This window comes from Stenotrophomonas sp. GbtcB23 (genome assembly GCF_019091045.1).
Lineage (GTDB): Bacteria > Pseudomonadota > Gammaproteobacteria > Xanthomonadales > Xanthomonadaceae > Stenotrophomonas > Stenotrophomonas rhizophila_A.
The window spans coordinates 16,391-27,280 of the sequence record NZ_JAGXKC010000043.1 but is presented as its reverse complement, the minus strand read 5'-3'; the positions used below and the strand labels follow the sequence as shown (position 1 = coordinate 27,280).

Sequence of the window (10,890 nt, the reverse complement as noted above, 5' to 3'; positions counted from 1 at the left end):
GAATGGTCCCAGCAGGAGGGTGTGACTTCTAGCTAGGGAAGTTCTACCGGGCCCGACACTGACTGGCGCAGGATCAACTGATGCGCCAGCACATGGTTCACGGTGGCGCGCGCCGAAGCAGGCGCGCGCCGGATCTCCCGCAGCAGGATGTCGATGGCGGTGTCCGCCATGTCCGCCACCGGTTGATGGATCGTGGTCAGTTCCGGCCACACCATGGTCGACGCTGACGTATCGTCGAAGCCCACCACCGAAAGATCACGCGGCACGTCCAGCCCGCGCCGATGTGCCACTGAAACCACCGCCGACGCCATGTCATCGTTGCTGGCGAAGATCGCACTGGGCGGGTGGGGCAGGGCCAGAAGATGCTCGGCCGCCTCCAGTCCGGAACGATACGTAAAGAGCCCGGGCTGTACCAGCGCCTCGTCGTACCCGATGCCGGCCTCTGCCAATGCATCCCGATATCCCTGCCAGCGTTGCGCGCTGGCGGTCTGGTTCGGATCACCGGTGATGTAGCCGATGCGTGTGTGCCCGTGGCCGATCAGATGCGCAACCATCTGCTGGCTTGCATGGCGGTCATCGATGCGCACGCAGGAAACCCGGTCGCTGAACTGGCTGGATGCGATGGAGACGACCGGGACCCCGGCATTGACGAAAATGTCGACGATCGCCTTGGATTCGCACAGCGGCGGCGGAAGAATCACCCCGGCCACGCTGTCGCACAGCTGCCGTGCCGCCTCGCGCCGTGCGGTGGCGCTCAACCCGTCCCAAGTGGAGATCGCCAACTGCGCCGCAGACCGGGTAGACCCGCGCAGCGCGCCGACCAGCAGCTCACGCAGGTAGCTGGAGCTGGGGTTGGTGTAGATCAGCGCGATGCAGGTGTGCTGCGCCGCCGCCAGGGCGCTTGCCGCCAGGTTGGGCCGGTAGTCCAGTGCAAGCACGCTGCGTATGACCCGTTCGCGGTTTTCCTCGCGCACGCTGGAATGGCCATTGATTACGCGCGAAACCGTCATGGCCGATACGCCGGCATGCGCGGCGACTTCGTCAATGGTGATTGCACTGCCTCTGCGACGCACCACTTTCTGGCTGTTTTTCAAGGAAGCGTTTCCTTTGCTGCGCTGCATGATGACAACCGTGTGACCGGGTGATTAGTCTGCGCCCTGACGCGATGGTAGCGCTACCACTCAGCCAAGGTAAGGCTCAGCGGGGACCCCCCATATACCAAACGCGTGTTCTGGCAAGCCTGAAAGCGAGTTTGAGTCGCAGTGCAGCGAAAACGCACTGCGATGTTCGGTGTGGAAGACGGGCATCGCCCGTGCGTGCCCCTTGGAGGGGCGGTACATCCATTCGATCGTATGTCAGAGGGGAGAGTCATGAGCGCTTGTGCTTTCCGTCGTACCCCAGACCTGAGGGCTCACGCATGAGCCGGAAGCTGGCGAAACTTACATCCCGGGCCATGTTCACCTTCGTGGGCGGCGTTCTGGTCATCAATCCCGCATTCGCACAGGACGCCGCAACACCGGCACCTGCCGCGCAGCAGCAGTCGCAGTCACAGACCACCCCGACCCAGCTGGATACGGTGCAGGTAACGGGTATCCGCAACAGCCTCAGCCAGGCGATGGATATCAAGCGCGACTCGGCCGGCGTAGTGGACGCGATCAGTGCCGAGGACATCGGCAAGTTCCCGGATACCAACCTGGCCGAATCCCTGCAGCGCATCACCGGCATCTCGATCGAGCGCCGTGATGGTGAAGGCGCGCAGGTCACCGCGCGTGGCTTTGGCCCGCAGTTCAACATGGTGACCCTCAACGGCCGCCAGATGCCCGGTGCCGACGCGTTCGGCGCGGCGGGGCAGGTCGCCATCGGCGGTGTGGACGGCGGTACCCGCGCGTTCAACTTCGCGCAGCTGGCGGCCGAAGCAGTCAATGGCATCGAGGTCTTCAAGACCAGCCAGGCCAACGTACCCAGCGGCGGTATCGGCGCCACCATCAACATCCTCACCGGGCGTCCGTTCGACCATGAGGGCACGGTGGCCAGCGCCGGGGCGAAGATCGTCTCCGACCAGAGCCAGCCGTTCGACAACGACATCACGCCTGAGCTTTCCGGCATCTTCAGCTACACCAACCCGGACAAGACCTGGGGCGTGGGTGTCAGCGCGAGCTACCAGAAGCGCAAGGGTGGCTCGGTGCAGGCCACCAACAACTACTGGAACATCCAGCCGTGGACCGGGACCATGCCCGGCAACCCGACCGTGACCAACGCACCTGCAATTGGCGCGTTGTACGGGCGCCCGAACGACCTGCGCTATGCCTTCGCCGATTTCGAGCGCGAGCGCATCAATGGCCAGGCGGTGCTGCAGTTCGCTCCGACCGATGCGGTGACCTTGACCCTGGACTACACCTATTCGACCAACGAGATCGAAGAGAATCGTGGCGAGCAGGGCATGTGGCTGCAGAACAGCAACTACACCGATGTGGTCTTCGACACCAGCGGTGCGGTGGCCACGCCGATCTACATCCGCGAAATCGCAGGCACCAAGGACTTCGGGCTTGAACAGCAGCGCAGCATGCAGAAGTACAAGCTGGGTTCGCTGGGCTTCAATGCCACCTGGAACATCACCGACCGCTTCAAGCTGAGCTTCGACGGCCACGATTCGAAGAACGAAAGCCGGCCGAACGATCCGCTCACCGGCGGCGGCTCCATCTTCTCCAGTATCGCCGGCACCAACAACTGCACCACCGGGCCGCAGTGCGGTGGCACCTACGTGCAGGAAATGGTCTGGAACAACGGCCTGCCGGTGGGCACCCAGGTCTGGTACCCGACCGCTGCCGATGCTATCGCCAAGACCAATGGCGTGGTCAACGGCGGATTCGTGCCGGGCGAGATCGGCTCGCAGGTGCTGCGCATCAATTCGCAGACGCAGATCAGCGAGATCAAGCAGGGCCGTGTCGACGGTGAGTGGGCCTTCGACGCAGGCCGCTTCCAGTTCGGCGTGGACACCAGCAAGCAGACCACCCACCGCATCCAGGCCGCGGAGAACTACAACACCCTGGGCGACTGGGGCGTGGCCAATGTCAACGGCGATGTGGCCAACGGCCTGATGGACCTGCTGCAGCCGGTGAACATCGTCGGCATGTTCGACGATTTCAACATCAACAGCTTCAGCGCCTGGCGCGGCGACGCCGGCCGGCTGGCGCAGTGGGCGGGGCAGTACTACGGCGCCAACCTGGGCGTGAGCCCACAGAATGCTGCCGACAACCGGGTGGAAGAGAAGACGAACTCGGCGTACATGCAGATCGAGCTGGACGGTGACCTCGGCGGCCACCGCACCAATACGCGACTGGGCGTCCGCTACGAAACCACCGATGTGGTGTCGACCTCGATCATCGCCATTCCCGAAGGCATCCAGTGGCAGGCGAACAATGACTTCCGCGTGCTGTTGTCCGACGAGCAGCAGCCCTTCACCGAGAAGACCAGCTACAGCTACATCCTGCCGAACCTGGACTTCAGCATCGACCTGTTGGACGACCTGAAGGGCCGCATCTCGTTCGGCAAGAGCATTGCCCGCGCGCCGATCGGCAATCTGTACGCCGGCCCGACCGCGCAGCAGCCGTTCGGCTCGGTGCTGATCGACCCGTCCTCGCGGGCCAGCGGCACCGCCCAGAACCCGGCCCTGAAACCATTGGAATCGGACAACCTGGACCTGGCCCTGGAGTGGTACTTCGCCGATGCCAGCTATGTGTCGGTGACGTACTGGAACAAGCAGGTCGCCAACTTCATCGGCAACACCATCGTGCAGGAAAACCTGTACGGCCTGCGCGACCCCACCTCCGGACCGGACGCGCAGGCGGCGCTTGGCTTCCTGACCAGTGGGGCCTGTATCGCCCAAGTTGGCCCGGCCAACGCGGCGGCCTGCTCGGCCAATGACACCTCGCTGTTCACCGCATTGGCGCTGCTGCGCAACAACCCGGCCGGGCTGGGTGCCTACGACGGCACCGGCGCACAGGTACTGGCCACCGAGGCGGCTTACGACCTGTATGGCACGGCGGCCGACCCGCTGTACCAGTTCAACGTCAACCGCCCCATCAACCAGAACGAGTCCAAGCTGCATGGCTGGGAGCTGGGCGGGCAGTACTTCTTCGGCGACACCGGCTTCGGCGTGCTGGCCAACTACACCATCGTCAACGGCGACGTGGGCTACAACGACGCGGGCGACCCGAACGTCGACCAGTTCTCGCTCACGGGTCTCAGCGACACTGCCAATGCCATGCTGATGTACGAAAAGTACGGCTGGTCGGTGCGCCTGGCCTGGAACTGGCGCGACCAGTACCTGATCCTGGCCAACCAGGGTTCCAGCCGAAACCCGTACTATGTGGAAGAGTACGACCAGTGGGACCTCAGCGTGGGCTACACGCTGAATGACAACTGGTCGTTCAGCCTGGAAGCCATCAACCTGACCGGTGAGGACGTGCGTTGGCGTTCGCGCACCTCGCAGATGATGGTGAAGCTGGCTGACCAGGATCCGCGTTACATGCTTGGCGTTCGTTACAGGTTCTGAACAGGCCACGGGTGCCGCTGTTCCGGCAGCGGCACCCGTGCAGGCTCCTGCAGGGATTGGACTACACATGCCGCGTTACGAAATGCTCAACAACATCGCCCACCGGGAGCTGCGTGTCGCGACCGGTTTCGGGCCCGAATTTGGCGACGCGGTAGGCATGGTGCCGGCCTACCCGAGCGAGTACGCCGAACTGCAGCGGGAATACCCGATTTTCCTGCGCAAAGACGCCGCCACCGGGGAGTGGCAGTCGGTGGTTCTGCTGGGCTTTGAACAGCACGAAAATCTGTACCTGGACGACGGCCGTTGGAATGCGTCCTACCTTCCGGGGGCTGCAGCCAAGGGGCCGTTCCTGATCGGGTTCCAGGAAAACCGCATCGACGGAGCGCTCACCCGGGAACCGGTGCTGCACGTGGACCTGGACCACCCGCGCGTGAGCAGCAGCGCCGGCGAGCCGGTGTTCCTGCCACAGGGTGGCAACAGCCCCTATCTGGACCACATTGCCAACGTACTGCGCGGCATCCACGACGGCCATGCCTTTGGCGCCGAGATGTTTGCCATGCTGGACACGAAAGGCCTGATTCAACCGATCACGCTCGACGTGCAGATCGACCCACAGAACCGGGTGGGCGTGAACGGACTGCACGCGATCGACCGCGATCGCCTGGCCCAGCTGGACGGCGCCGCGCTTGCCGAACTCAACCGCGCCGGTTACCTGGAAGGCGCGTACCTGATGCTGGCTTCACTGCACAACATGCGGCGGCTGATTGCGGAAAAGCAGCGGCGCCTGCGCACGCAGGATGCCGCCGCGGCGACGGGCAGGAACTGACCGATGGGGGATGGCGTTGCCATGCGCACCCTGGAAGGCCTGCAGCCCGATGCGCTGCCGCTGGCGGCGCTGGTGGCTGCCGGCGAGCCAGTGGTGCTGCGCGGCATCGCGCGCGACTGGGCACTGGTGCAGGCCGGCTTACGGTCCCCCCAGGAGGCGTTGGCCTACCTTCGCGGTTTCGATGCCGGGCTGCCGGTGCAGTACTCCTTCGGCGGCCCCGAGATCGAAGGGCGCCCGTTCTACAACGACGACTTCACCCAGTTGAACTTCGAGGTCCGGCGCGGACTGCTGTCGCAGGTGCTGGACGAGATCGCCGACACCTTCGATGCCCCGAAGCCGCCCACCTATTACGTGGCCTCGCTGCTGATCGAGCGTGCGCTGCCCGGGTTCGCGCAGGCCAATGATGCCGGCCTGGCTGGGCAGGGCATCGAGGCCTCGGCCAGCATCTGGATCGGCAACCGCGTTACCGCGTCCTGCCATTACGACACGCCGGACAACCTGGCCTGCTGCGCCGTGGGCCGGCGCCGGTTCACCCTGTTCCCGCCGGAGCAGATCGACAACCTCTATCCGGGCCCGCTGGAACCCACCCCGGGCGGGCAGGTGGTCAGCGTGGTCGATTTCGACCGCCCGGATTTCGACCGCCATCCCCGGTTCCGTGACGCGCTGGCCAGCGCGCAGACCGCCGTTCTGGAACCGGGCGATGCAATCTTCATTCCCAGCATGTGGTGGCACCACGTGCGCAGCCTGGAACCGTTCAACGTGCTGGTGAACTACTGGTGGCGCAGCGTGCCCAGCTTCCTGTCCTCGCCGCTGCCGGCCCTGCAGCATGCGATGTGGGCGCTACGCGATCTGCCGGAGCGCGAAAAGAAGGCCTGGGCAAAGATCTTCGAGTACTACGTGTTCGGTCCCGGTGAGCGCGCAGGGCAGCACCTGCCCGACGCCGCCCGGGGAGAGCTTGCACCGTTCGACGAGATGCAGGCGCGCCGCACCCGCGCGCAGCTGCTCGGTCGACTGAACCGCTGATGGGGGCTTTGCTTTGAACGCTGCGAACACAACAGAAGGGCGCATCCGCAAGGTGGTCATCGCCGGCGGCGGTACCGCAGGCTGGCTGGCCGGCTGCGCACTGTCGCACCAGTTCCGCGAGCAGCTGGACATCACCCTGGTGGAGTCCGAGCAGATCGGCACCGTGGGCGTAGGCGAATCCACCGTGCCGCCGATCCGCACCTTCCACCGCTACCTGCAGATCGATGAGCAGGAGTTCCTGAAGGCGGTGGCCGGTACCTTCAAGCTCTCGATCTCGTTCGAGAACTGGCGCCGCCCGGGTGAGCGCTTCATCCACCCCTTCGGCAGCATCGGGCAAAGCACCTGGGCCACCCCGTTCCATCATTTCTGGCTGGACAGCCTGCGCCGCGGCATGCCCTCGGACCTGGGCGACTTCTGCCTGGAAAGCGTGGCCTCGCGCGGTGACCGGTTCTCGCTGCAGACCCAGCCCCAGGTCAACTACGCCTATCACTTCGACGCCGGGCTGTACGCGAAATTCCTGCGCCGCCGGGCCGAAGCGCAGGGTCTGCGCCGGGTGGAAGGCAAGATCCGCGAAGTGCGGCAGCACACCCACGACGGCTCCGTTGCGGCGCTGGTACTGGAAGACGGGCAGGTGATCGAAGGTGACCTGTTCATCGATTGCACCGGCTTCCGCGGCCTGCTGACCGAGCAGACCCTCCACAGCGGCTACGAAGACTGGAACCAGTGGTTGCCCAGTGACCGCGCCGTGGCCGTGCAGACCGCGTCGGTCAAGCCGCCAGTGCCGTACACCCGCGCCATCGCGCACGAGGCCGGCTGGCGCTGGCACATCGCGCTGCAGCACCGGGTAGGGTGTGGGCTGGTGTTCTCCAGCCGCCATATGTCCGACGACGAGGCGCAGGCCAAGCTGCTGCGTGACGTCGAAGGCCAGCCGCTGCGTGATCCCTGGCTGGTGCCGTTCCGCAGTGGGCGCCGCTTGAAGGCCTGGAACAAGAACGTGGTGGCGCTGGGTCTGGCCAGCGGCTTCATCGAACCGCTGGAGTCGACCAGCATCCACCTCACCATCAGCGCCGTGGTGCGGCTGATCCAGCTGTTCCCGTTCGATGGCATCACCCCGACGCTCACCGCGCTGTACAACGATGTCAGCCGGCAGGAAATGGAGCACGTGCGTGACTTCATCATCCTGCATTACCACGCCACCCAGCGCGACGAGCCGATGTGGAAGGCGTGCCGCGAGATGGAGTTGCCCGAATCGTTGGCGGTGCGGCTGCGCGCCTGGCGCGAACGCGCACACGCCTGGCAGGACCCCGGGGAACTGTTCCGCGTGGACTCCTGGACCAGCGTCCTGATGGGGCAGGGCATCCTGCCCGGGCCGCCGCACCCGCTGGCGCGCGCGCTCGGCGATGCCGACCTGCGCACGCTGCTGGCGCGGATCCAGCAGCCGATACAGCAGGCCGCGGCAAGCATGCCTTCGCAGGCAGAGTTCATTGAACGCTACTGCAAGGCGCCGGCAGAAGTCTGGCCGCGGAGCCTGGCCACCGCCTAGCGGAGCCACGCTTTGCCGCACGAAATTGGTAGCGCTACCTTTCAAGAACACACGGGGTACATGGGATGGATCTGGTTGCGGGAATCGATGCAGGTACGCAGAGCCTGAAGGTGCTGGTCTACGACCCCGCCAAGCGCAGCGTGGTGGCCAGCGCCAGCGCGGCGCTTGAACTGGACAGCGCCGCCGATGGCAGCCGCGAACAGCGCCCGGCCGATTGGGTGGCCGCATTGCACAGCTGCTTCGCTGCGATCACGCCGTCGGTGCGCTCGCGCATTGCTGCGCTGGCGGTGTCCGGCCAGCAGCACGGCTTCGTGCCGCTCGATGCCGCAGGGGAAGTGCTGGCACCGGCCAAGCTGTGGTGCGATACCAGCACCGCCGCCGAGTGCACGCAGATCATGGACGCGGCCGGTGGAACAGCGCAGACCATTGCGCTGGCCGGCAACCCCATCCTGACCGGCTACACCGCCTCGAAGCTGCCTTGGACCAAAACGCACCGTCCCGATGCGTACGCGCGCCTGGCCACCATCCTGCTGCCGCACGACTACCTCAACTTCGTGCTGACCGGCGAGCGTTTCTGCGAATACGGCGATGCGTCGGGCACCGGCTGGCTGGACGTGCGCACCCGCACCTGGTCGCCCGAGCTGCTGCGCGCGACCGATCCGGAACGCGATCTGGCCGATTGCCTGCCACCCATCGCGCCACCGGAAGCGTTGTTCGATATCGCACCGGCAGCCGCGAAATCGTTCGGCCTGCCTGCCACCGTGAAGGTGGCCGTCGGCGGTGGCGACAACATGATGGCGGCCATCGGTACCGGCTGCGTCGTGCCCGGTCGGCTGGCAATGAGCCTGGGCACCTCGGGCACGCTGTTTGCCTACTCCGACACCCCCGTGGTCGACCCCGAAGGGGCCTGGGCCGCGTTCTGCTCGTCCACCGGCGGCTGGCTGCCGTTGATCTGCACCATGAACTGCACCGTGGTGACCGAGCAGGTCGCAGATGCTTTCGATTTCAGCACCCGCTTCGGCGATGGCCACCTGCGGACCACGCCGCCCGGTGCCGATGGCCTGGTGATGCTGCCGTTCCTCAATGGCGAGCGCACGCCCGACCTTCCACACGGCAAAGGCGTGCTGGCCGGCCTGGACACCACCAACATGACCCCGGCCCACCTGTATCGAGCGGCGATGGAAGGGGCGACGTACAGCCTGAAATACGGCTACGACGCCTTCGTCCGCGCCGGCATGCAGTTCGACCGCATCGTGCTCACCGGCGGCGGCAGCAACAGCGCCGCCTGGCGGCAGCTGGTGGCCGATGTGTTCGGCCTGCCGGTGGACGTGCCGACCCAGCCCGAAGGCGCAGCGTTCGGTGCGGCCCTGCAGGCGCTGTGGGCGCTGGGCCACGCACGCGGCGATGAGGCCAGCATTGCCGATATCGCCGAGCGCCATGTGGCGCTCGACCCGCAGTTGTCGGCGCGCCCGGAGCCGGCGCGTACGCCTGCCTATGCCACCGCCTATGCGCGCTTCCTGCGCTATCTCGACGCCGTCACGCCGCTGCAGCGCGGCTGATTCCTCTACGCGACACCTCGCACAACGAAAGGAACTGCACCATGAGCACCCAACCCTACATTGGCGCCAAGGAATACTTCCCCGGGATCGGGCGTATCCCCTTCGAAGGCCGCGGTTCGGACAACCCGCTTGCGTTCAAGGTCTATGACGCCAACAAGGTGATCGGCGGCAAGACCATGCAGGAGCATCTGCGCTTCGCGGTCTGTTACTGGCACACCTTCTGCAACGCCGGGCACGACCCGTTCGGCCCGGGCACCCGCCATTTCCCGTGGGACGCCGGCTCGCCGCTGGCCAGCGCCGAAGCGAAGGTGGACGCCGCGTTCGAATTCTTCACCAAGCTGGGCGTGCCGTACTGGTGCTTCCACGATATCGACCTGTCGCCGGATGCCGACGATGTGGGCGAGTACGAAAAGAACCTCAAGCACATGGTCGGCCTGGCCAAGGCGCGCCAGGACGCCACCGGGATCAAGCTGCTGTGGGGTACCGCCAACCTGTTTTCGCACCCGCGTTACATGAATGGTGCATCGACCAATCCGGATTTCGCCGTGGTGGCGCGCGCCGCCGTGCAGGTCAAGGCCGCGCTGGAAGCCACCGTTGAACTGGGTGGCGAACATTACGTGTTCTGGGGCGGCCGCGAAGGCTACGCCTCGCTGGTGAACACCCAGATGAAGCGCGAGGTGGACCACTTCGCGCGCTTCCTCACCATGGCGCGTGACTACGGCCGCAGCATCGGCCTGAAGGGCAACTTCCTGATCGAGCCCAAGCCGATGGAGCCGATGAAGCACCAGTACGACTTCGACAGCGCCACCGTGGCCGGCTTCCTCAAGGAACACGGCCTGGAGAAGGACTTCAAGCTCAACATCGAAGCCAACCACGCCACGCTGTCCGGCCACACCTTCGAACACGACCTGCAGGTCGCTTCCGACCACGGCCTGCTGGGCAGCATCGACGCCAACCGCGGCAATGCCCAGAACGGCTGGGATACCGACCAGTTCCCGAGCGACCTGTACGACACCGTGGGCGCGATGCTGGTGGTGCTGCGCCAGGGCGGCCTGGAAGGCGGCCTCAACTTCGACGCCAAGGTGCGGCGTGAATCCACCGATCTGGACGATCTGTTCATTGCCCATATCGGTGGCATGGACGCGTTCGCGCGCGGGCTGGAAGTGGCCCATGGGCTGTTGAACGACTCGCCGTGGGAACAGTGGCGCAAGGAGCGTTACGCCAGCTTCGACAGCGGCGCCGGCAAGGACTTCGAGCGCGGCGCGCTCAGCCTCACCGAGCTGGCGGCACTGGGCGCGAAGGGGGGCGAGCCGAAGCAGATCAGCGGCAAGCAGGAACGTTACGAAAACCTGATCAACCAGTACCTCCTGCGTTGAGCCCACTG

7 protein-coding genes are annotated in these 10,890 nt (G+C 65.6%); 6 read left to right on the top strand and 1 reads right to left on the bottom strand.

Features of this window, described 5'->3' with window-relative positions; genetic code table 11:
- Positions 1-32: 32 nt before the first annotated feature.
- Positions 33-1,121 carry a LacI family DNA-binding transcriptional regulator gene (locus tag KVS69_RS15275; protein WP_217538795.1) on the bottom strand — a complete coding sequence of 363 codons (1,089 nt, stop codon included), beginning with the start codon at positions 1,119-1,121 and terminating at the stop codon, positions 33-35.
- Positions 1,122-1,417: 296 nt separating this feature from the next.
- On the opposite strand from KVS69_RS15275, the gene KVS69_RS15270 reads away from it, so the two are divergent.
- From KVS69_RS15270 to xylA, 6 genes are all read left to right on the top strand, one after another.
- The gene (locus KVS69_RS15270; protein ID WP_184123499.1) at positions 1,418-4,555 is read left to right on the top strand and encodes a TonB-dependent receptor; all 3,138 of its coding nucleotides are present in this window, start codon (positions 1,418-1,420) and stop codon (positions 4,553-4,555) included.
- Between the two features lie 67 nt (positions 4,556-4,622).
- The gene (locus KVS69_RS15265; RefSeq protein WP_217538794.1) at positions 4,623-5,381 is read left to right on the top strand and encodes a SapC family protein; all 759 of its coding nucleotides are present in this window, start codon (positions 4,623-4,625) and stop codon (positions 5,379-5,381) included.
- Between the two features lie 3 nt (positions 5,382-5,384).
- Positions 5,385-6,404 (top strand): cupin-like domain-containing protein, encoded by a 1,020-nt coding sequence (locus KVS69_RS15260; RefSeq protein WP_217538793.1) that lies wholly within the window; start codon positions 5,385-5,387, stop codon positions 6,402-6,404.
- 13 nt (positions 6,405-6,417) lie between these two features.
- A complete protein-coding gene (locus tag KVS69_RS15255; RefSeq protein ID WP_217538792.1) occupies positions 6,418-7,947 on the top strand; it encodes a tryptophan halogenase family protein in 1,530 nt (509 codons plus the stop codon).
- A 65-nt stretch (positions 7,948-8,012) separates the two neighbouring features.
- Positions 8,013-9,506 (top strand): xylulokinase, encoded by a 1,494-nt coding sequence (gene xylB / locus KVS69_RS15250; protein ID WP_217538791.1) that lies wholly within the window; start codon positions 8,013-8,015, stop codon positions 9,504-9,506.
- Between the two features lie 41 nt (positions 9,507-9,547).
- Entirely contained in the window at positions 9,548-10,882 is a 1,335-nt protein-coding gene (gene xylA / locus KVS69_RS15245; RefSeq protein WP_068852108.1) for a xylose isomerase, read from the top strand.
- Positions 10,883-10,890: the final 8 nt, after the last annotated feature.